Origin of the sequence: Streptomyces mayonensis (genome assembly GCF_018982965.1) — a bacterium.
GTDB lineage: Bacteria > Actinomycetota > Actinomycetes > Streptomycetales > Streptomycetaceae > Streptomyces > Streptomyces mayonensis.
In genome coordinates this window covers 1-21316 of sequence record NZ_JACBYP010000133.1, presented here as the reverse complement: position 1 = coordinate 21316, position 21316 = coordinate 1, and the positions used below count along the sequence as shown (strand labels likewise).

24 protein-coding genes are annotated in these 21316 nt (G+C 73.4%); 20 read left to right on the top strand and 4 right to left on the bottom strand.

What is annotated here, in order from left to right; all coding sequences use genetic code 11:
- Window positions 1-265 precede the first annotated feature (265 nt).
- Window positions 266-1843 (bottom strand): oxidoreductase, encoded by a 1578-nt coding sequence (locus tag HZS56_RS32640; protein WP_216724430.1) that lies wholly within the window; start codon window positions 1841-1843, stop codon window positions 266-268.
- Between the two features lie 199 nt (window positions 1844-2042).
- Here HZS56_RS32640 and hisD point away from each other — a divergent pair, with 199 nt between their 5' ends.
- From hisD to HZS56_RS32595, 9 genes are all read left to right on the top strand, one after another.
- Complete coding sequence (gene hisD, locus HZS56_RS32635) at window positions 2043-3368, top strand: histidinol dehydrogenase (protein ID WP_216724429.1); 1326 nt, start codon at window positions 2043-2045, stop codon at window positions 3366-3368.
- On the top strand, window positions 3365-4474 hold the full coding sequence (locus HZS56_RS32630) for a histidinol-phosphate transaminase (RefSeq protein WP_216724428.1): 1110 nt from the start codon (window positions 3365-3367) through the stop codon (window positions 4472-4474). The genes hisD and HZS56_RS32630 overlap by 4 nt, the downstream gene beginning before the upstream one ends.
- Window positions 4471-5064, top strand: a complete 594-nt coding sequence (hisB, locus tag HZS56_RS32625) for an imidazoleglycerol-phosphate dehydratase HisB (protein WP_216724427.1) — start codon at window positions 4471-4473, stop codon at window positions 5062-5064. The genes HZS56_RS32630 and hisB overlap by 4 nt, the downstream gene beginning before the upstream one ends.
- A gap of 3 nt (window positions 5065-5067) precedes the next feature.
- Window positions 5068-5232: a CG2302 family histidine operon protein gene (locus HZS56_RS32620; RefSeq protein WP_055416451.1), complete on the top strand. Its 165-nt coding sequence runs from the start codon at window positions 5068-5070 to the stop codon at window positions 5230-5232.
- Window positions 5229-5876, top strand: coding sequence for an imidazole glycerol phosphate synthase subunit HisH (gene hisH / locus HZS56_RS32615; RefSeq protein ID WP_216724426.1), 648 nt, complete (start codon window positions 5229-5231; stop codon window positions 5874-5876). The genes HZS56_RS32620 and hisH overlap by 4 nt, the downstream gene beginning before the upstream one ends.
- 35 nt (window positions 5877-5911) lie before the next feature.
- Window positions 5912-6637, top strand: coding sequence for a bifunctional 1-(5-phosphoribosyl)-5-((5-phosphoribosylamino)methylideneamino)imidazole-4-carboxamide isomerase/phosphoribosylanthranilate isomerase PriA (priA, locus tag HZS56_RS32610; RefSeq protein WP_216724425.1), 726 nt, complete (start codon window positions 5912-5914; stop codon window positions 6635-6637).
- The gene (locus tag HZS56_RS32605) at window positions 6634-7038 is read left to right on the top strand and encodes a RidA family protein (protein ID WP_216724424.1); all 405 of its coding nucleotides are present in this window, start codon (window positions 6634-6636) and stop codon (window positions 7036-7038) included. The genes priA and HZS56_RS32605 overlap by 4 nt, the downstream gene beginning before the upstream one ends.
- On the top strand, window positions 7035-7790 hold the full coding sequence (gene hisF, locus HZS56_RS32600; RefSeq protein WP_216724423.1) for an imidazole glycerol phosphate synthase subunit HisF: 756 nt from the start codon (window positions 7035-7037) through the stop codon (window positions 7788-7790). Before HZS56_RS32605 ends, hisF begins: the two co-directional genes overlap by 4 nt.
- An 88-nt stretch (window positions 7791-7878) precedes the next feature.
- Window positions 7879-9093: an MFS transporter gene (locus HZS56_RS32595; RefSeq protein WP_308408213.1), complete on the top strand. Its 1215-nt coding sequence runs from the start codon at window positions 7879-7881 to the stop codon at window positions 9091-9093.
- 75 nt (window positions 9094-9168) lie between these two features.
- Here the strand turns inward: HZS56_RS32595 and HZS56_RS32590 are convergent, their stop codons facing one another.
- The gene (locus tag HZS56_RS32590) at window positions 9169-9804 is read right to left on the bottom strand and encodes a TIGR03085 family metal-binding protein (RefSeq protein WP_216724422.1); all 636 of its coding nucleotides are present in this window, start codon (window positions 9802-9804) and stop codon (window positions 9169-9171) included.
- Between the two features lie 81 nt (window positions 9805-9885).
- On the opposite strand from HZS56_RS32590, the gene hisI reads away from it, so the two are divergent.
- The 11 genes from hisI to lgt all read left to right on the top strand — a co-directional run bounded on the left by hisI (window position 9886) and on the right by lgt (window position 19230).
- Window positions 9886-10314, top strand: coding sequence for a phosphoribosyl-AMP cyclohydrolase (hisI, locus tag HZS56_RS32585; protein WP_216724421.1), 429 nt, complete (start codon window positions 9886-9888; stop codon window positions 10312-10314).
- Between the two features lie 11 nt (window positions 10315-10325).
- Entirely contained in the window at window positions 10326-11834 is a 1509-nt protein-coding gene (locus tag HZS56_RS32580) for an anthranilate synthase component I (protein ID WP_301543112.1), read from the top strand.
- An 84-nt stretch (window positions 11835-11918) separates the two neighbouring features.
- Window positions 11919-12560: a TIGR02234 family membrane protein gene (locus HZS56_RS32575; protein ID WP_216724420.1), complete on the top strand. Its 642-nt coding sequence runs from the start codon at window positions 11919-11921 to the stop codon at window positions 12558-12560.
- A gap of 419 nt (window positions 12561-12979) precedes the next feature.
- A complete protein-coding gene (locus tag HZS56_RS32570; protein ID WP_216724419.1) occupies window positions 12980-13231 on the top strand; it encodes an HGxxPAAW family protein in 252 nt (83 codons plus the stop codon).
- A gap of 98 nt (window positions 13232-13329) precedes the next feature.
- Window positions 13330-13827, top strand: coding sequence for a DUF2752 domain-containing protein (locus tag HZS56_RS32565; RefSeq protein ID WP_216724418.1), 498 nt, complete (start codon window positions 13330-13332; stop codon window positions 13825-13827).
- Between the two features lie 117 nt (window positions 13828-13944).
- The gene (gene trpC, locus HZS56_RS32560; RefSeq protein ID WP_216724417.1) at window positions 13945-14754 is read left to right on the top strand and encodes an indole-3-glycerol phosphate synthase TrpC; all 810 of its coding nucleotides are present in this window, start codon (window positions 13945-13947) and stop codon (window positions 14752-14754) included.
- Window positions 14755-14775: 21 nt separating this feature from the next.
- Window positions 14776-14970 carry a tryptophan biosynthesis modulator TrpM gene (gene trpM, locus HZS56_RS39165; protein WP_374201233.1) on the top strand — a complete coding sequence of 65 codons (195 nt, stop codon included), beginning with the start codon at window positions 14776-14778 and terminating at the stop codon, window positions 14968-14970.
- Window positions 14971-15084: 114 nt separating this feature from the next.
- The gene (gene trpB / locus HZS56_RS32555; RefSeq protein WP_216724416.1) at window positions 15085-16368 is read left to right on the top strand and encodes a tryptophan synthase subunit beta; all 1284 of its coding nucleotides are present in this window, start codon (window positions 15085-15087) and stop codon (window positions 16366-16368) included.
- Complete coding sequence (gene trpA / locus HZS56_RS32550; RefSeq protein ID WP_216724415.1) at window positions 16365-17180, top strand: tryptophan synthase subunit alpha; 816 nt, start codon at window positions 16365-16367, stop codon at window positions 17178-17180. The genes trpB and trpA overlap by 4 nt, the downstream gene beginning before the upstream one ends.
- Window positions 17181-17281: 101 nt before the next feature.
- A complete protein-coding gene (locus HZS56_RS32545) occupies window positions 17282-18055 on the top strand; it encodes a DsbA family protein (RefSeq protein ID WP_216724414.1) in 774 nt (257 codons plus the stop codon).
- Window positions 18056-18144: 89 nt separating this feature from the next.
- Window positions 18145-19230 (top strand): prolipoprotein diacylglyceryl transferase, encoded by a 1086-nt coding sequence (lgt, locus tag HZS56_RS32540; protein WP_216724413.1) that lies wholly within the window; start codon window positions 18145-18147, stop codon window positions 19228-19230.
- A gap of 69 nt (window positions 19231-19299) precedes the next feature.
- Here the strand turns inward: lgt and HZS56_RS32535 are convergent, their stop codons facing one another.
- Both HZS56_RS32535 and HZS56_RS32530 read right to left on the bottom strand, forming a co-directional pair.
- Window positions 19300-20124, bottom strand: a complete 825-nt coding sequence (locus HZS56_RS32535) for an HpcH/HpaI aldolase/citrate lyase family protein (protein ID WP_216724412.1) — start codon at window positions 20122-20124, stop codon at window positions 19300-19302.
- A complete protein-coding gene (locus HZS56_RS32530; protein ID WP_216724431.1) occupies window positions 20121-21296 on the bottom strand; it encodes a CaiB/BaiF CoA transferase family protein in 1176 nt (391 codons plus the stop codon). The genes HZS56_RS32535 and HZS56_RS32530 overlap by 4 nt, the downstream gene beginning before the upstream one ends.
- Window positions 21297-21316 lie beyond the last annotated feature (20 nt).

Here is a 21316-nt window from a genome sequence, read left to right as displayed (position 1 = left end):
GGGTCGCGCTGCCCGGCGCTTACGGGGCGCCTCCCCCAGAGGGGGTACCCCCAGCGCCCACCCGTGCCGCCCTGGGGGTACCTCCCAGGCCGTTCAGGCACTGGGGGAGGCACGATTGCCCGCAGTTGGGGCGGCGACGATTGCCCGCGGTTGGGGCGGCGACGGTCGCCCGCGGTTGGGGCGGCGACGGGCGCCCGCGGTTGGGGCGGCGACGGGCGCCCGCAGCCGTGCGGCTCGGTTGGCCGTGGCTGCGGCTGCCGGAAGGTCACGTTCGGCGGAGGAGGCGGGTGGCTCCTGCCGCGACCGTTGTGGCCAGGATCCACCCCAGGAGGATCAGGGCCGCGGCCAGCCACTGCCAGGCGTCGTGGAGTTGCCAGGAGCCCGCCTGGCCCAGGTCGATGACCGGGAGGAGCAGGTCGAGGGCGAAGAGGGCCGGGTTCCAGTCCGGGTGCTCGCCGCTCTTCAGCGGGGGCGGCTCGGCGCGCGCGAAGGCGAGGGAGCCGGCCGCCCACAGGACCGCCATCCACACCGCGGCCCGGCCCGGCCGGTAGCCGTAGGCGACCGTCCAGTCCTGCGCGTACCCCACCAGCTTCGCGGCGAGGGGCAGGCTCTCGCGGCGCCGCCGGTGCTTGGCGAGGAGCACCTCGCGGGCGTCCTCGTCCTCGCCGCCGGCCCGCAGCACCGCGGCGAGTCGCTCGTAGGGCTCCGGGTGGTACTCGGCGGTCGCGGCGCCCACCCAGCGCAGCCGCTTGGTGAGGGGGAACGGGCCGCGCGGCACCAGGTTCTCGTAGGCGAAGCCGCCCATGTGCAGGCGGCCGGGGCCCGGCCAGCTGTCCGCGCGGTCCATCAGGTTGACCACCCGGGCCCCCGACAGCACCACCCGCCCGCGCGCCGGCCGCTCGCCCAGGAACCTCAACTCGGGCGTCTGGACCCGCCGCAGGGACAGCTCCTGTTCGTCCGTGAAGGTGAACCGGGCGTGCTCGAGGTCGAGGGCGTCGCCGAACCGCCCGTCGTCGAGCCGTACTCCGCCCTCGCACTCGAAGCGCTGGATGCGGGTGCCCTGCGCCGGGGTGGTGCCGCGCAGCAGCGGGCTGCCCAGGCCCGCCGGGGTCAGGTACAGCGTGCGCTCCACGGTCAGCTGCGGGGCGTTCAGCGCGTGCCGCGTGTACGGGTTGAAAAGCCGGGCGCCGCGCAGGCTCAGCGAGACGCCGACCTGGGCGCTGCGCAGACTGACCTCTCCGTGCGACTCCAGCATCTCGGCCTGGAGGTCCTGCCCGACCGTCATGCCGTCCGCCGCGATCGCGCGTCCGCTGCGGTCCCGGTGCACGATCGCCTGGTTGAGCAGCAGGTCGGTGCCTATCTGCGCGTCCGTGAGCCGGATGCCGCCCGGAAAGCGGGAGCGCGGCAGGTGCAGGTCGCCCTCGGTGTGCAGCCGGGCCGCCTCCAGGCGCGGCACGGAGCAGTCCACCATCCGCACCGTCGTGAAGCGGGCCTCCGGCAGCAGCACCTCCCGCTCGAAGCGGCAGCGCCGCAGCTCCACGTACGGTTCCACCGTGCCGCCCGCGAGGTCCATCGTGTCGCTGATCCGCACGCCCACGAGTTGTAGCGAGGACACCCGCCCCGCGAGCGCCGGCGGACCGTCGAGAAGCAGCCAGCAGACTATGCGGGCCCGCACCGTACGCTCCGGACCCCACGGATGCCCGCCGTGCGGGTCGTCCACGAGCGCGTCGCCGCTGCTCAGGTCGTACACACTGCCGTTGCGAAAGGCCTGCCACATGCCGGCCTCGGCGGCGGTCAGGTCGTCCGGCAACTCTCCGTCACGGTGGCCGGCCCCCTCGGTCACAACGCTTCACTCCCTCCTCAACTACTCGGTGGTCGCTCACCCTTCGTACAACCGTTCATGCCCACTGAGTGACGTTCCGAACACTCAAAGTGAGCACGAATCGCAGGAGTTCACCGCGGGCGGGCCGGATCCCCGCGGTCTGTATCAGCCATTGATACGCGCGGACCGCGTCCAGCGCGGGTCTGAGAGAATTGGTTCCGTGATCTCCCGAATCGATCTGCGCGGCGACGCCCTCCCCGAGGGCCCCGCCCTGCGCGACCTGCTGCCCCGAGCCGACTTCGACGTCTCGGCCGCCCTGGAGAAGGTGCGTCCGATCTGCGAGGCCGTGCATCATCGGGGCGACGCGGCGCTGATCGACTTCGCCGAGCAGTTCGACGGCGTCCGCCTCGACCAGGTGCGCGTCCCGGCCGCCGCGCTCACGCGCGCGCTGGAGGAGCTCGACCCGGAGGTGCGCGCAGCCCTGGAGGAGTCCGTCCGCCGCGCCCGCCTCGTCCACCGCGACCAGCGCCGCTCCACGCACACCACGCAGGTCGTGCCCGGCGGCTCGGTCACCGAGAAGTGGGTGCCGGTCGAGCGGGTCGGGCTCTACGCGCCGGGCGGCCGCTCGGTCTACCCGTCGTCCGTGATCATGAACGTGGTGCCCGCGCAGGAGGCCGGTGTCGAGTCCGTCGCGCTCGCCTCGCCCGCCCAGGCCGAGTTCGGCGGCCTCCCGCACCCGACGATCCTCGCCGCCTGCGCCCTGCTGGGCGTCGACGAGGTGTACGCGGCGGGCGGCGCCACCGCCGTCGCCATGTTCGCGTACGGCACGGAGTCCTGCCCGCCCGCCAACATGGTCACCGGCCCCGGCAACATCTGGGTCGCCGCCGCCAAGCGCTTCTTCACCGGGAAGATCGGCATCGACGCCGAGGCGGGACCGACCGAGATCGCCGTCCTGGCCGACTCGACGGCCGACCCGGTGCACGTCGCCTCCGACCTGATCAGCCAGGCCGAGCACGACCCGCTGGCCGCCGCCGTCCTGGTCACCGACTCCGCCGAGCTCGCGGACGCGGTCGAGAAGGAGCTGCGGCCGCAGGTCGAGGCGACCAAGCACGTCGAGGACCGGATCCGCCCGGCGCTCGCCGGCCGTCAGTCCGCGATCGTGCTCGTCGACGGCCTGGACGACGGGCTGCGGGTGGTCGACGCCTACGGCGCGGAGCACCTGGAGATCCAGACCGCCGACGCCGCCGCCGTCGCCGACCGCGTGAAGAACGCGGGCGCGGTCTTCGTCGGTCCCTGGGCGCCCGTCTCCCTCGGCGACTACGCGGCCGGGTCCAACCACGTCCTGCCCACCGGCGGCTGCGCCTGCCACTCCTCGGGCCTGTCCGTGCAGTCCTTCCTGCGCGGCATCCACATCGTCGACTACACGCGCGACGCGCTCGCCGAGGTCGCGCACCACGTGGTGACACTGGCGGAGGCCGAGGACCTGCCCGCGCACGGCGCGGCGATCAAGGCGAGGTTCGAGTGGAAGGTCCCGGCAGGCAAGTGACGTTCGGCATCGACGATCTCCCCGTACGGGACGAGCTGCGCGGCAAGTCCCCCTACGGCGCGCCGCAACTCGACGTGCCGGTACGGCTGAACACCAACGAGAACCCCTACCCGTTGCCCGAGGCGCTGGTCGAGCGGATCGCCGAGCGCGTCCGCGAGGCCGCCCGCGACCTCAACCGCTACCCGGACCGGGACGCGGTCGAACTGCGCACCGGGCTGGCCGAGTACCTGACGAAGACGTCCGGACACCCGCTGGACGTGAGCAACGTCTGGGCCGCCAACGGCTCCAACGAGGTCATCCAGCAGCTGCTCCAGACCTTCGGCGGACCGGGCCGCACCGCGATCGGCTTCGAGCCGTCGTACTCGATGCACGGTCTCATCGCGCGCGGCACCGGCACCGGCTGGATCTCCGGGCCGCGCCACGACGACTTCACCATCGACGTGCCCGCCGCCGAGCGGGCGATCGCCGAGCACCGCCCGGACGTCGTCTTCGTCACCACCCCCAACAATCCCACCGGCAACGCGGTCCCCGCCGAGACGGTCCTCGCCCTCTACGGGGCGGCGCAGCGCGCCAAGCCGTCCATGGTCGTGGTCGACGAGGCGTACATCGAGTTCAGCCACGGCGCCTCGCTGCTGCCCCTGCTCGACGGCCGCCCGAACCTGGTGATCTCCCGCACCATGTCGAAGGCGTTCGGCGCGGCGGGCCTGCGCCTCGGCTACCTCGCCGCGCACCCGGCCGTCGTCGACGCCGTACAGCTCGTACGACTGCCGTACCACCTCTCCGCCGTCACCCAGGCGACCGCGCTGGCCGCCCTGGAGCACACGGACACGCTGCTGAAGTACGTCGAGCAGCTGAAGACCGAGCGGGACCGGCTCGTCGCCGCACTGCGCGCCGCCGGCTACGAGGTGACCGAGTCCGACGCCAACTTCGTCCAGTTCGGACGGTTCGCGGACTCCCACGCCGCCTGGCGGAAGATCCTCGACCGGGGCGTGCTGGTCCGGGACAACGGTGTACCGGGGTGGCTGCGGGTCACCGCGGGAACCCCGGAGGAGAATGACGCGTTCCTCGACGCGGTACGTGAAGTCAAGAAGGAGCAGAGCACATGAGCCGCGTGGGACGCGTGGAGCGCACGACCAAGGAGACCTCGGTCCTCGTCGAGATCGGCCTCGACGGCACCGGCAAGACCGACATCGCCACCGGCGTCGGCTTCTACGACCACATGCTCGACCAGCTCGGCCGGCACGGTCTGTTCGACCTGACCGTGAAGACCGACGGCGACCTGCACATCGACTCCCACCACACCATCGAGGACACCGCCCTCGCGCTGGGCGCCGCCTTCAAGCAGGCCCTCGGCGACAAGGTGGGCATCTACCGCTTCGGCAACTGCACGGTCCCGCTGGACGAGTCCCTCGCCCAGGTCACCGTCGACCTCTCCGGCCGCCCCTACCTCGTGCACACCGAGCCCGAGAACATGGCGCCGATGATCGGCGAGTACGACGTGACGATGACCCGGCACATCCTGGAGTCCTTCGTCGCCCAGGCACAGATCGCGCTGCACGTGCACGTGCCCTACGGGCGCAACGCCCACCACATCGTGGAGTGCCAGTTCAAGGCGCTCGCCCGGGCCCTGCGCTACGCCTCGGAGCGCGACCCGCGCGCGGCCGGCATCCTGCCCTCCACGAAGGGCGCGCTGTAACCGATGAACGGCACGTCCACCGCACTGATCGTCGTCGGCCTCTTCTTCGTCGGCGGCATCATCTCCTTCGCCAAGCAGCAGATGCCCAAGGGCCTGATCGTGCTGCTCTCCATCGGCGCCGCGATGTGCCTGTTCGCGGGCGTCCTGAGGCTGGAGGTCTGGAATTGACCTCGGTGAGCACCAAGCGGGTCGTCGTCTTCGACTACGGCTTCGGCAACGTCCGCTCCGCCGAGCGCGCCCTCGCGCGCGCGGGAGCCGACGTCGAGATCACCCGTGACTACGACAAGGCGATGAACGCCGACGGACTGCTCGTCCCCGGCGTCGGCGCCTTCGCCGCCTGCATGGACGGCCTCAAGGCGGCCCGCGGCGACTGGATCGTCGACCGCCGGCTCTCCGGCGGCCGCCCGGTGATGGGCATCTGCGTCGGCATGCAGATCCTGTTCTCGCGCGGCATCGAGCACGACGTGGAGGCCGAGGGCCTGGACGAATGGCCCGGCACGGTCGGACCGCTCGAGGCCGGCGTCGTGCCCCACATGGGCTGGAACACCGTCGACGCACCGGCCGACTCCCGGCTCTTCGCGGGCCTGGACGCCGACGCCCGCTTCTACTTCGTGCACTCCTACGCCGTCCACGAGTGGACCCAGGAGGCGCACAACCCGCTGCTCGCCGAGCCGAAGGTCACCTGGTCCACGCACGGCAAGCCCTTCGTGGCCGCCGTGGAGAACGGCGCGCTGTGGGCCACCCAGTTCCACCCCGAGAAGTCCGGCGACGCCGGTGCCCAGCTCCTCACCAACTGGATCGAGACCCTGTAGAGATGAGCCCGGTAGAAGAGATGAGCCCGGTAGAGATGAGCAAGCTCGAACTCCTCCCCGCCGTCGACGTCCGCGACGGCCAGGCCGTCCGCCTCGTGCACGGCGAGTCCGGCACCGAGACCTCCTACGGCTCCCCGCTGGAGGCCGCCCTCGCCTGGCAGCGTTCCGGCGCCGAGTGGCTGCACCTGGTCGACCTGGACGCGGCGTTCGGCACCGGGGACAACCGCGCGCTGATCGCCGAGGTCGCGAAGGCGATGGACATCAAGGTGGAGCTGTCCGGCGGCATCCGCGACGACGACACCCTCGCCGCCGCCCTCGCCACCGGCTGCACCCGGGTGAACCTGGGCACCGCCGCGCTGGAGACCCCCGAGTGGGTCGCCAAGGTCATCGCCGAGCACGGCGACAGGATCGCCGTCGGCCTCGACGTACGGGGCACCACGCTGCGGGGCCGCGGCTGGACCCGCGACGGCGGCGACCTCTACGAGACGCTGGACCGCCTGAACAAGGAGGGCTGCGCCCGGTACGTCGTCACCGACATCGCCAAGGACGGCACCCTCCAGGGACCCAACCTGGAGCTCCTGAAGAACGTCTGCGCGGCCACCGACCGCCCGGTCGTCGCCTCCGGCGGCGTGTCCTCCCTGGACGACCTGCGCGCGATCGCCGGGCTCGTCCCGACCGGTGTCGAGGGGGCCATCGTCGGGAAAGCCCTGTACGCGAAGGCGTTCACCCTTGAAGAGGCCCTGGAGGCTGTGTCCCCATGACATCCGAAGCCGTACGGCGCGTGCAGAGCGGGAATCCCTGGGAAGAGTCCTTCGGTTTCGCACGGGCCGTGGCGGCGGGTGATCGTGTGATCGTGGCCGGCACCACCGCCTTCAAGGGCGACATGCTGTACGGGGAGGGCGACCCGTACGAACAGACCAAGGTGGCCTTCGGCACCGCGGTCGAGGCGATCGGGGAGTTCGGGCTCGGCATCGAGTCCGTGATCCGCACCCGTGTGTGCCTGGCGCACTCCCGCGACGTCGACGAGGTGGGCCGCGCCCACAAGGAGCTGTTCGACTCCGTGCGGCCGGTCACGACCCTGCTGGTCGTGGAGGGCTTCATCGACTCGCGGGTCCTGGTGTCGGTCGAAGTGGAAGCGTATAGAGGAGCCGTGGATTCATGACCCTGGCGGTCCGAGTCATCCCCTGCCTGGACGTGGACGCCGGGCGGGTCGTCAAGGGCGTCAACTTCCAGAACCTGCGCGACGCGGGTGACCCCGTCGAGATGGCCAAGGTGTACGACACCGAGGGCGCCGACGAGCTGACGTTCCTGGACATCACCGCCTCGTCCGGCAACCGCGAGACGACGTACGACGTGGTGCGCCGCACCGCCGAGCAGGTGTTCATCCCGCTGACCGTCGGCGGCGGCGTGCGCACCGCCGAGGACGTGGACAAGCTGCTGCGGGCCGGCGCGGACAAGGTGGGCGTGAACACGGCCGCCATCGCCCGGCCCGACCTGATCCGCGAGATCGCCGAGCGGTTCGGCCGCCAGGTCCTCGTCCTGTCGGTCGACGCCCGCCGCACCGAGGCCGGCACCTTCGAGGTGACCACCCACGGCGGCCGCCGCGGCACCGGCATCGACGCGGTGGAGTGGGCACACCGGGCCGCGGAGCTGGGCGCGGGCGAGATCCTGCTCAACTCGATGGACGCGGACGGCACGAAGGACGGCTACGACCTGGAGATGATCGCGGCGGTCCGGAAGCACGTCACCGTCCCGGTCATCGCCTCGGGCGGCGCGGGCAGCCTCGCCCACTTCGCCCCCGCAGTCGACGCGGGCGCGGACGCGGTCCTGGCCGCCTCGGTCTTCCACTTCGGCGACCTGCGCATCGGCGAGGTCAAGGAGACGCTGCGGGGGGCGGGTCATCCCGTTCGGTAGGTCCGGGGACCGCTCCCCGGCCCATTCCGTGCCGGAGGGGACCGCGGCGCTGCCGGACACGCCCGTGCCTCCGCTCGCACATACCGTCGTGCCCGCCCACCGCGACCGCAACGTCCTGCGCTGGGTCGCCGCCTACACCGCGTCCATGCTCGGGGACACCGTGTTCTACCTCGCGCTGTCCTGGGCCGCCGTGCAGCGGGGCAGTGCGGCCGAGGCCGGGGTCGTCACGGCGGTGAGTGCGGTGCCGCGGGCCCTCCTCATGCTCGGCGGGGGAGTGGTCGTCGACCGGCTGGGGCCGCGCCGGGTCGTCATCGGCAGCGACGCCGTGCGGTGCGCGGCGGTGCTCACGGTGGCCGTACTGCTCTTCGCGACCGACCCCGGCCTGTGGCTGCTCGCGCTGCTCGCCCTCGTCTTCGGCGCGGTCGACGCCCTCTTCCTGCCCGCCGTCGGTGCGCTCCCCGCGCGGATCACCGCCAAGGACCAGCTCGCCCGGGTGCAGGGCATGCGCGGGCTCGCCGTGCGCTGCGCCGCCGTCGCGGGCGCGCCGCTCGGCGGACTCGGCGTCGCGGTCGGCGGGTCGGCCGCCGCCTTCGCCCTCGCGGGGCTGCTGATCGCCGTGTCGGTGCCGCTGCTGGTCTGCGTACGGATGCGTGAGCTGCCCGCCGACGACACGGTGGCCGCCGCCGAGGGCGGGACCGCCTGGCGGGACCTGCGGGACGGGCTCCGGTATGTCCGCAGGCACCGTGTCCTCGGGCCGCTGGTGCTGGTCATCGCCCTCGGCGACCTCGGTTTCGTCGGCCCCCTCAACATCGGCCTGACCCTGCTCGCCGACGAGCGCGGCTGGGGAGCCGCCGGGATGGGCTGGGTCCTCGCCGGCTTCGGGACCGGCGCCGGCGCGGCCGCCCTGCTGCTGACCGTCCGGGGGCGCGTGCCGCACGCCGGGTACGTCGTCGCCGGCGCTCTCGTCCCCGGCGCCGTCGCGATCGGCGCGCTGGCCCAGGCGCCCGCCCTTCCGGTGGCCGTCGCCACCGCGCTGCTCATCGGCCTGCTCGCGGGGCTCAGCGGCGCGCTGTGCGGGGCCCTGCTCCAGACCCAGGCCGACCCGGCCCACCTGGGGCGGGTCACCGCGGTCGCCGGGATCGTCAGCCTGGGGATCGCCCCGCTGAGCATGCCGCTGTCCGCCGCCGCCATCGGCGTCTGGGGCACCGGGCCGGTCTTCGCCGTCAGCGCCGCGGTCTGCGGCCTCGGCGGCGTCGTCGCCCTGGGCGCTCCGGGCGTACGCCGGGCCGAGCTGCCGAAGTGAGCGGCGGCGCCCGCGGGCTGCCGACGAGGCGCCGCCCATGGGCTTCCGACGGCGGGAGCGGCGCGGCGGGCAGGCTCAGAAGCCGAGCTGCTTCGTCTCCCGCAGCCTCGTGATCGCGGCCTTCTCGCCCTCCAGCTCCACGTCCGCCGCCTCCTGCCGCCCGTACGCGAACAGCAGCAGCTCGGACGGCTCGCCCGTCGCCGTCACCACCGGCGTACCGCGGTGCGCGACCGTCGTCTGCCCGTTCGGGCGGCGCAGCACCAGGCCCGTCGGGATGCCCCGGCCCATCAGCCGGGCCGAACGCTCCAGGCGGGACCACAGGGCGTCCTGGAAGACCGGGTCCAGCTCGCGCGGCGACCAGTCGGGCTGCGCGCGGCGGACGTCCTCGGTGTGGACGTAGAACTCCACCGTGTTCGCCGCCTCGTCGACCTGCTTGAGCTGGAAGGGGGAGAAGCGGGGCGGACCGGTGCGGATCAGCTGGAGCAGCTCCTCGTACGGCTTCCCGCCGTACTCCTCCATCACCCGGTCCAGACGGGACGCCAGCGGCTTGATCAGGGTGCCCCCGGCCGCGTCCGGACGCCGCTCGCGCACCACCACGTGCGCGGCCAGGTCACGGGTGCGCCAGCCCTCGCACAGGGTGGGCGCGTCCGGGCCCGCCGTCTCCAACAGGTCCGCGAGCAGAAGCCGTTCACGCTTGGCGAAAGTCGACATGGAGCCAGCCTACGGCCGCCCGCCGGGTCCGCCCAGTGGACAGCGCCGGGGCGTGTCCGACCCGCGCGGCACAATGGGCACATGACCAGCAGCTCCCCCACCGGCGACCCCACCGGCAGCGGCCCCGTGCGGCCCGGCCCGCTCGCCCCGGAGATCGCCGACCGGCTCAAGCGCACCGCCGACGGCCTCCTGCCCGCCATCGCCCAGCAGTACGACACCGGGGAGGTGCTGATGCTCGGCTGGATGGACGACGAGGCGCTGCACCGCACGCTGACGACCGGGCGCTGCACCTACTGGTCGCGCAGCCGCCGGGAGTACTGGGTCAAGGGCGACACCTCCGGGCACTTCCAGTGGGTGAAGTCCGTCGCCCTGGACTGCGACGCCGACACCGTCCTCGTCAAGGTCGACCAGGTCGGCGCCGCCTGCCACACCGGCGCCCGCACCTGCTTCGACGCCGACGTGCTGCTCGCCGACGACGCGGAGGGCGAATCCTCCCGCGCGGATCAGTAGGGTCTGCCGCCATGGACGTCACGCATGACATGGACCTCGACACCTTCCGCAAGCTGGCCGCCGACCGCCGGGTGATCCCGGTCAGCCGCAAGCTCCTGGCCGACGGCGACACGCCCGTGGCGCTGTACCGCAAGCTCGCCGCCGAGCGCCCCGGCACCTTCCTGCTGGAGTCCGCGGAGAACGGCAGGAGCTGGTCCCGGTACTCCTTCGTCGGCGTCCGCAGCGCCGCCACCCTCACCGAGAAGGACGGCGCCGCCCACTGGGAGGGCACCCCGCCCGTCGGCGTCCCCACCGACGGCGACCCGCTCGCCGCGCTGCGCGCCACCGTCGAGGCCCTGCACACCCCGCGCGACCTCGCGGACGGCCTCGGCCTGCCGCCCTTCACCGGCGGCATGGTGGGCTACCTCGGCTACGACATCGTGCGCCGTCTGGAGAAGGTCGGCCCGGGGGAGCGCGACGACCTGCAGCTCCCCGAGCTGACCATGCTGCTCACCAGCGACCTCGCCGTCATGGACCACTGGGAGGGCTCGGTCCTGCTGATCGCCAACGCGATCAACCACAACGACCTGGAGACCGGCGTCGACGAGGCCTACGCCGACGCGATCGCCCGCCTGGACGCCATGGAGGCCGACCTCACCCGCGCGGTCGCCCAGCCCCCGGCCGCGCTCCCGCCGTCCGAGCTGCCCGAGTACACCGCGCTGTGGGGCGGCCCCGACTTCCAGGACGCCGTCGAGGACATCAAGGAGCGCATCCGCGCGGGCGAGGCCTTCCAGGTCGTTCCCTCGCAGCGGTTCGAGACGCCGTGCACCGCGAGCGCGCTCGACGTGTACCGGGTGCTGCGCGCCACCAACCCCTCCCCGTACATGTACCTGCTCCGCCTCGACGGCTTCGACGTCGTCGGCTCGTCCCCCGAGGCACTGGTCAAGGTCGAGGACGGCCGCGCCCTGCTGCACCCCATCGCCGGCACCCGCCCGCGCGGCGCCACCCCGCAGGAGGACCAGGCCCTCGCCGAGGAACTGCTCGCCGACCCCAAGGAGCGCGCCGAGCACCTGATGCTCGTCGACCTCGGCCGCAACGACCTCGGCCGCGTCTGCGAACCCGGCTCCGTCGAGGTCGTCGACTTCATGTCCGTCGAGCGGTACTCGCACGTCATGCACATCGTCTCCACGGTCACCGGCCGGGTCGCGCCGGGCCGCACCGCCTTCGACGTCCTCACCGCCTGCTTCCCGGCCGGCACCCTCTCCGGCGCCCCCAAGCCCCGCGCCCTGCAGATCATCGACGAACTCGAACCCTCCCGCCGCGGCCTGTACGGCGGCTGCGTCGGCTACCTCGACTTCGCGGGCGACTCCGACACCGCCATCGCCATCCGCACGGCCCTGCTGCGGGACGGCACCGCCTACGTCCAGGCGGGCGCCGGCGTCGTCGCCGACTCCGACCCGGTCGCCGAGGACACCGAGTGCCGCAACAAGGCGGCAGCGGTGCTCAGGGCCGTGCACACGGCGGGCCGGCTGGCGCAATAGGGCCAACCGGTCGCGGCGGTGGGGCGATTCTCACGTCGGGGATTGCGAACCCCGGGTGACGGTTCGCCCGGGCTTCGGGTGATAGTGGAGTACGTGACAGCTGTTCCTCACCCCCGTACCCCAGCCGCAGGACCCGCCCGGGCCGGCCGCCGGAGCCTCGGCGTCGCCCTCCTGTGCGGCGCGCTCGGCGCCGCCGTCGCCCTGCTCGCCACCCGGCAGGAATGGGCGGAGGGCACCGCGACCGTGGCCGGCGGCGCCTTCCCGCTGACCGCCAAGGGCAGCGACGTCACGGGCGTACCCGCGGCGCTCGCCATAGTGGGCCTCGCCGCGCTCGTCGCCGTGTTCGCGGTCCGCCGCGCCGGCCGCCTCGCCGTCGCCGGACTGCTCGCGCTCAGCGGCGCGGGCACCGTCGCGGCCGCCCTGGTCGGCGCGTCCGACGGCTCCGCCCTGGACGACCAGGCCGCGAAGGCCGCCGGCGACACCTCGGCCACCGTGGACGTCCTCTCCCACACCGCCTGGCCCTACGTCGCGGCCGCCGGCGGCGCCCTGCTCCTGCTCGCCGGACTGCTCGCCCTGCGCTACGGCCGCCTGTGGCCCGCGATGTCCGGCCGCTACGAGCGCGACGGCACCCCGCGCCCGCGCCGCAGGCCGCAGACCGTCGACCCGAACCGCCCCGAGGACCTCTGGAAGGCCATCGACCGCGGCGAGGACCCGACCAGCGCGTGACCCCTCCGGGGGAGCGAGGAGCTGGTCGGTGCCCGTCCCCCGCGGGAAGTGCCCGCGGCACCGGGACCGGGCCGGCCGGTGCTCGAGTCCTGTGGGGGCGGCCCCCCGGTGTCCGTTCCCCGGGACGAGTGTCCGCGGCACCGGGACCGGGCCGGCCCGGTCCCCGAGCCCTGCGGGGCCTCCCCGCCCGGTGTCCGTCCTCTCTGAGCCCCCGCCCGGTGTCCGAGTCCTGTGGTGGAAGCCCGGCAGGTACCTGGGCCTCCGGGGAGGGCTCCGCGCGCCCGACCCTCCCGGGGCGTGGCCCACCGGACGGCGTTCCACCCGCCGGAGCACCCCCGCTCACGGCGCGTGCGCCCGTGCGGGACAATGGAGGGCGAGCGTCCTGCTCAGACACGGCACACAGCAACGAGGAGCAAGCAATGGCGGGCAGCAGCCACGGTCACACCCCGGCCGCCTGGACCGGTGTCATCATCGCCTTCATCGGTTTCTGCATCGCGGGCATGTTCATGGTGGCGGCCCAGCCGGCGGGCTTCTGGGCCGGCATGGCGGTCGTGCTCCTCGGCGGCGTCGTGGGCTACGTCATGCGCATGATGGGCCTCGGCCAGCCGAAGCAGAACCACCCCGTGCACCAGGTCGCCGACGACCGCACCGCGGCCGGCGCCAAGGGCTGACCCGGCACGGCGGTCACGGACTTCCCGAGGGGCGCCCCCGGCACCACACGGATGCCGGGGGCGCCCCTCACATGCGGCAGCGGGAGGCCGGGGGCACAATGCGGGACGTGGACGCCGAGAGCGCAGAGCACAGCCGCACCAGCACAGGCCGCACCGGCACGAGCCGCACCGGCACGAGCCGCACCGGCACGCCGCCGCGCGGCGCGGTCGCCCGCCTCGCCGCCCCGGCCGCGGTGCTCGCCGCCGTGGCCGGGGCCTTCGCGTACGTGGGCAGCGTGGACCCCTACGAACCCGGCCACTACCCCGTCTGCCCCCTGCTGCAGTTCACCGGCGTCTACTGTCCGGGCTGCGGCGGACTGCGCAGCGCGCACGCCTTCGTCCACGGCGACCTGCCGGCCGCGCTGCACGCCAACGCGCCGGCCGTCCTCGGCTACCTGGCCTTCGCCGTCCTGTGGACCGTCTGGGTGATCCGCGCGGCCCGCGGCCGCCCCGTACGGGTCGACCTCGGCCCGGTCCACCTGTGGACGCTGGGAACATTGATGCTGGTGTTCACGGTTGTCCGGAACCTGCCCTTCGGTGGCTGGCTGCTGCCTTGATCATCTCGGGAACGTCCAGGTAGTGGGACCGCGATCGGCCGGATGCGAGGCTCGTGCCCGGCTGCGGATACCATCGCATTGACCACAGCTTCAGCCGTCTGAAAGGGGACCGCTCGCGTGAGTGTGCTCGACGAGATCATCGACGGAGTCCGTGCCGACCTCGCGGAACGGCAGGCGCGCGTCAGCCTCGACGAGCTCAAGGAGCGCGCGGCCAAGGCCCGGCCGGCGCAGGACGGTGTCTCCGCCCTGCGCGGCGACGGCGTCAAGGTCATCTGCGAGGTCAAGCGCTCCAGTCCCTCCAAGGGCGCGCTCGCCGCCATCGCGGACCCGGCCGCACTCGCCGCCGACTACGAGGCGGGCGGCGCGGCCGTCATCTCCGTCCTCACCGAGCAGCGCCGCTTCGGCGGTTCGCTCGCCGACCTGGAATCGGTCCGTGCGCGCGTGGACATCCCCGTGCTGCGCAAGGACTTCGTCGTCACCTCGTACCAGCTGTGGGAGGCCCGCGCGCACGGCGCCGACCTCGTCCTGCTGATCGTCTCGGCCCTGGAGCAGCCGGCCCTGGAGTCGCTGGTCGAGCGTGCCGAGTCCATCGGACTCACCCCGCTCGTCGAGGTCCACGACGAGGACGAGGTCGAGCGCGCGGTGGACGCCGGCGCCAAGGTCATCGGCGTCAACGCGCGCAACCTGAAGACCCTCGAGGTCGACCGCGGCACGTTCGAGCGGGTCGCCCCGGAGATCCCCGCGCACATCGTCAAGGTCGCCGAGTCCGGCGTCCGCGGCCCGCACGACCTCATCGCCTACGCCAACGAGGGCGCCGACGCCGTCCTGGTCGGCGAGTCCCTGGTCACCGGCCGCGACCCCAAGACGGCGGTCTCCGACCTGGTGGCGGCCGGCGAGCACCCGGCACTGCGGCACGGCCGGGGCTGACACCCCGGTAGGCTGGCCCCGATGACACCCGTACTGACTCCGGCCCCCCGGGACCCGTACGCCCGCCTCGCGCGCGGCTGCCGGCCCCGGGGCTGCCGCGCACCCGCCCGCCGGGTGCACGGCCGCCGGGTGCGGTACGTCATCGGAGACGAGCCCGGGCAAGTGAACGGCATGCGATGGTTCAAGCGCCCCACAAGGGGCGCGGGGCTGTACTGAATCTGCGACTCCGTCGCGTGTGCGCGACGCGCCACATGCGGCCTGCGGCCGACAGGTGATCCCCCGCCCCCACGGCGATCAGTCCCCACCAGACACTCACCGTGAGGTCCACGTATGCCCAGCAACTTCTTCATCCCCGACCCGGAGGGTCAAACCCCCAGTCCCGAAGGCTATTTCGGGGCGTACGGCGGCAAGTTCATCCCCGAGGCCCTCGTCGCCGCCGTCGACGAGGTCGCCGTCGAGTACGACAAGGCCAAGTCCGACCCGGAGTTCGCCCGCGAACTGGACGACCTGCTCGTCCACTACACGGGCCGCCCGTCCTCCCTCACCGAGGTGCCCCGCTTCGCGGAGCACGCGGGCGGAGCCAGGATCTTCCTCAAGCGCGAGGACCTGAACCACACCGGCTCGCACAAGATCAACAACGTGCTCGGCCAGGCCCTGCTCACCAAGCGCATGGGCAAGACCCGCGTCATCGCCGAGACCGGCGCGGGCCAGCACGGCGTGGCGACGGCGACCGCCTGCGCCCTCTTCGGCCTCGACTGCACCATCTACATGGGCGAGATCGACACCCGCCGCCAGGCCCTCAACGTGGCCCGGATGCGCATGCTCGGCGCCGAGGTCATCGCCGTGAAGTCCGGCAGCCGCACGCTCAAGGACGCGATCAACGAGGCGTTCCGCGACTGGGTCGCCAACGTCGACCGCACCCACTACCTGTTCGGCACCGTCGCAGGCCCCCACCCCTTCCCGGCGATGGTCCGCGACTTCCACCGCGTCATCGGCGTCGAGGCCCGCCGCCAGCTCCTGGAGCAGGCCGGACGCCTGCCCGACGCGGCGATCGCCTGCGTCGGCGGCGGCTCCAACGCCATCGGCCTCTTCCACGCCTTCATCCCCGACGCGGACGTCCGCCTCATCGGCTGCGAACCCGCCGGGCACGGCGTCGAGACCGGCGAGCACGCGGCCACCCTGACCGCGGGCGAGCCCGGCATCCTGCACGGCTCCCGGTCCTACGTCCTCCAGGACGACGAGGGCCAGATCACCGAGCCGTACTCGATCTCGGCCGGCCTGGACTACCCCGGCATCGGCCCCGAGCACGCCCACCTCAAGGACTCCGGCCGCGGCGAGTACCGCGCCGTCACCGACGACGCCGCCATGCAGGCCCTGCGCCTGCTGTCGCGCACCGAGGGCATCATCCCGGCCATCGAGAGCGCCCACGCGCTCGCCGGCGCCCTCGAGGTCGGCAGGGAGCTGGGCACGGACGGGCTGCTCGTGGTCAACCTGTCCGGCCGGGGCGACAAGGACATGGACACCGCCGCCCGCTACTTCGGGCTCTACGACACCGACGCCGAGGTCGCCGCCGACGAGACCGGCGCCGCGGAGATCGAGGGGGACGCCAAGTGAGCGGGAACGTGCAGCTGCTGAACGACACCCTCGCGGCGGCGAAGTCCGAGGGCCGCGCAGCCCTGATCGCCTACCTCCCGGCCGGGTTCCCGACCGTGACCGGCGGCATCGAGGCGGTCAGGGCCGCGCTCGACGGCGGCGCCGACGTCGTCGAGGTGGGCCTGCCGCACAGCGACCCGGTGCTCGACGGCCCGGTCATCCAGACCGCCGACGACATCGCCCTGCGCGGCGGCGTCAGGATCGCCGACGTGATGCGCACGGTCCGCGAGGCCCATGCCGCCACCGGCAAGCCGATCCTCGTCATGACGTACTGGAACCCCATCGACCGCTACGGCGTGGAGCGCTTCACCGCCGAACTGGCCGAGGCGGGCGGCGCCGGGTGCATCCTGCCCGACCTGCCGGTCCAGGAGTCGGCGCTGTGGCGGGAGCACGCCGGCAAGCACGGGCTCGCCACCGTCTTCGTGGTCGCGCCCAGCAGCAAGGACGCGCGCCTCGCCGAGATCACCGCGGCCGGCAGCGGCTTCGTCTACGCCGCCTCCCTCATGGGCGTCACCGGCACCCGCGAGTCGGTCGGCGCGCAGGCCGAGGACCTGGTGCGGCGCACCCGCACCACCACCGGCACCCCGGTCTGCGTCGGCCTCGGCGTCTCCAACGCCGCCCAGGCCGCCGAGGTCGCCGCCTTCGCCGACGGCGTGATCGTCGGCTCGGCGTTCGTCAAGCGGATGCTCGACGCCCCCGACGACGCGGCCGGGCTGGAGGGCGTCCGCACACTCGCCGCCGAACTTGCCGCGGGCGTGCGCGGACAGGTGTGACGACGGGCACGTAACGGACGGGCTCGTGACCGGGGTCCCTCGTACGAGTGGACCTGGGACCGGGGAGGCGCGCTGCGCCTCCCCGGTTCGTTCTGCGGGGTGTGAGCGAGAAGAACCGACAGGGAAAGCGCACCGCCCGCGAGAAGCTGGCGGCCCAGCGCGAGAAGCAGAAGTCCAGGGACAAGCGCCGGCGCGCGCTGATCGTCGGCGCGAGCGTGGTCTGCGTCCTCGGCCTCGCCGCGGTGATCGGCGTGGTCGCGGCGAACGCGGGCAAGGACGACGGCAGCGAGTCCACCGGACCGGTCGTGGCGCCCTCCGGCGCGCAGGGCAAGGACGGCCTCGCGATCCCCGTCGGCGAGGAGAGCGCCAAGTCGACGCTCACCATCTGGGAGGACTTCCGCTGTCCGGCCTGCAAGGCCTTCGAGCTGGCGTACCGCGACACCGTCCACGAGCTGACCGAGGCCGGACAGCTCAAGGTGGAGTACCACCTGGCGACGATCATCGACGGCAACATGGGCGGCACCGGCTCCCGCAAGTCGGCCAACGCCGCCGCCTGCGCCCAGGACGCCGGAAAGTTCACCCCGTACCACGACGTGCTGTACGACAACCAGCCGTCCGAGACCGACGACGCCTTCGCCGACGAGGACAAGCTGCTCGACCTGGCCGGCAAGGTCGACGGCCTCGACACCACCCTGTTCCAGGAGTGCGTGAAGAACGGCAAGCACAACAGCTGGGTGGAGAAGTCCAACAAGGCCTTCCAGAGCGGCGGCTTCAGCGGCACGCCGACGGTCCTGCTGGACGGCAAGAACATCTACCAGGACCAGTCGATGACACCGGCCAAGCTGAAGCAGATGGTGGAGGACGCCAACAAGTAGCGCGCCCGTCCGTGGCGGGCCCTCGTTACGGACCCGTAGCCGGGCTGGCCGCCGCGCGTCCCGCCCGACACGGTAGCGTCGACCCTGCCATGGAACTTGCCTTCATTCCCAGCCCGTCGCGCGGGGTGCTGCACCTCGGTCCCGTCCCGCTGCGCGGCTACGCGTTCTGCATCATCATCGGCGTCTTCGTGGCCGTCTGGCTCGGCAACAGGCGCTGGATCGCCCGGGGCGGGCGGGCCGGCACGGTGGCCGACATCGCCGTCTGGGCCGTCCCGTTCGGCCTGGTCGGCGGGCGGCTCTACCACGTGATCACGGACTACCAGCTGTACTTCAGCGAGGGCCGTGACTGGGTCGACGCCTTCAAGATCTGGGAGGGCGGCCTCGGCATCTGGGGCGCGATCGCGTTCGGCGCGCTGGGCGCCTGGATCGGTGCCCGGCGCCGCGGCATCCCGATGCCCGCCTACGCCGACGCCGTCGCCCCCGGCATCGCCCTCGCCCAGGCCCTCGGCCGCTGGGGCAACTGGTTCAACCAGGAGCTGTACGGCAAGGAGACCAACCTGCCGTGGGCCGTGGAGATCACCTCGACGGCCGACGGCCGGGTGCCGGGCACCTACCACCCGACCTTCCTGTACGAGTCGCTGTGGTGCATCGGCGTCGCCCTCCTCGTCATCTGGGCCGACCGCCGCTTCCGGCTCGGCCACGGGCGCGCCTTCGCCCTGTACGTGGCGGCGTACTGCGCGGGCCGGTTCTGGATCGAGTACATGCGCGTCGACGACGCCCACCACATCCTGGGCCTGCGGCTCAACAACTGGACCGCGCTCCTCGTCTTCCTGCTCGCCGTCGTCTACATGGTGCTCTCGGCGCGGAAGCGGCCCGGCCGCGAGGCCGTGGTGGAACCGGGCGCCGAGACCTCCGACGGCACTGCCGGGGACGAGCCGGACGGGGGCACGGCTGTCACGGACAGCGCGGACAGCGCGGACAGCACAGGGAAGAGTGCGGAGAAGAGCAAGGAGAAGAGTGCGGAGGACGACGCGGAGGCCGTGTCCGGGGAGAAGGCCGGGGACGCCGCCGCCGACACCGACGCCGCCGGCCCCGCGCACGACACCGATCAGGCGGACGACACGCAGACCGCCGAGGGCGTGAAGGACGGGGCCGACTCCGCGAAGAAGGCCTGACCGCCGCCGCACGCGTACCGAGGGCGCCCGGAGCCCACCGGGCGCCCTCGGCGTGTGCCGGGGCGTCGGTCAGGACAGCGTGGGCTTCCGGGCCAGCGACAGGGTGCGCCGGGCCGTCGCCACCACCGCCGCGTCGACGAACCGCCCGTCCGGCAACGCCTGCGCGCCCGGCTGGGCGGTGGCCGCCTTGAGAATCGTCTCCGCCTGCTCCAGCTCCCGCTCGGTCGGCAGATACGCGCGCTCGATGACCGGCAGCTGGCGGGGGTGGATCGCGGCCCGCCCGAGGAAGCCCAGCGCACGGCCGTGCGCGCAGGACGCCGCCAGACCCTCCAGGTCCCGCGTGTCCGGATGCACCGTCTGCGCGGGCGGCGCCAGGCCCGCCGCCCGCGCCGCCACGATCACGCGCGAGCGCGACCAGTCCAGGCCGGTGTCCCCGCGTACGCCCAGGTCGGCCCGGAGGTCCGCCTCACCGAGGGCGATGCCGCGCAGCGCGGGATGCGCGGCGGCGATCCGGTACGCCCGCTCCACCCCCAGGGCCGTCTCCAGCAGGGCGTACAGCGGCCGGCCGCCGGTGGCCGCGGCGACCCCGGTGACCTGCTCCGGAGACGTCACCTTCGGCAGCCGCAGCCCGGAGAGGCCCGGCAGCGCGGCCAGCGCCGCCAGGTCCGCGGCGGCGAACGGGCCGTCCAGGGCGTTGACGCGGACGTGCACCGGGACCGGCTGCGCCTCGGTGAGCAGTTCGGCGGTGGCCTCGCGGGCGTACTCCTTGCGGTCGGCCGCGACCGCGTCCTCCAGGTCGACCACCACCACGTCGGCACCGGCGGCCAGCGCCCTGGCGACCACCCCGGGACGGTCCCCGGGAGCGTACAGCCAGGTCAGCGGAGGCGCGGTCATACGACGCCCTCCTCACGCAGCTCCTTGACGTCGGCCGGGGAGAGCCCGAGACCGGTCAGCACCTCCTCGGTGTCGGCGCCGTGCGGACGGCCCGCCCAGCGGATCGCGCCCGGGGTGGCGGAGAGCCGGAAGAGGACGTTCTGCATGCGCAGCGGGCCCAGCTCCGGGTCGTCGACGGTCGTGACCGTGTCCAGGGCCCGGTACTGCGGGTCGTCCATCACGTCCCGCACGTCCTGCACCGGGGCGACCGCCGCCTCGGCCTTCTCGAAGGCGGCGAGCACGTCGGCGCGGGTGTGCCGGGCGATCCAGTCGCCGACCGCCGCGTCCAGCACGTCGGCGTGCCGGGCCCGCTCGGCGCCGGTCGCGAACCAGGGCTCCTCGACCAGTTCCGGGCGGCCCACCAGGCGCATCACGCGCTCGGCGACCGACTGGGCCGAGGTGGAGACGGCGACCCAGGTGCCGTCGGCGGTGCGGTAGGTGTTGCGCGGCGCGTTGTTCTGCGAGCGGTTGCCGGTGCGCGGCTGGACGTGGCCGAGCTGGTCGTACCAGGTGGGCTGCGGGCCGAGCACGGTCAGGATCGGCTCGATGATCGCCATGTCGACGACCTGGCCCTCGCCGGTGTGCTCCCGCGCCGCCAGCGCGGTCATCACGGCGTACGCCGTCGCCAGGGCCGCGATCGAGTCGGCGAGGCCGAACGGCGGCAGCGTCGGGGGCCCGTCCGGCTCGCCGGTCGTCGCGGCGAAGCCGCTCATGGCCTCGGCGAGGGTGCCGAAACCGGGGCGGCGGGCGTAGGGACCGAACTGCCCGAAGCCGGTGACCCGGGTGAGGACCAGGCGCGGATTGACCGCGGACAGCTCCTCCCAGCCCAGGTCCCACTTCTCCAGGGTGCCGGGACGGAAGTTCTCGACGACGACGTCCGCGGTGGCGGCGAGACGGAGCAGGGTGGTGCGCCCGGCGGGTTTCGACAGGTCCAGGGTGATCGTGCGCTTGTTGCGGCCCAGCACCTTCCACCACAGGCCGACCCCGTCCTTCGACGGGCCGTGGCCACGGGACGGGTCGGGCCGGGTGGGGTGCTCGACCTTGATCACCTCGGCGCCGAAGTCGCCCAGCATGGTGGCGGCGAGCGGGCCCGCGAAGAGCGTGGCGAGGTCGAGTACGCGCAGGCCGGTCAGGGGAGGGGGGACGCGGGGAG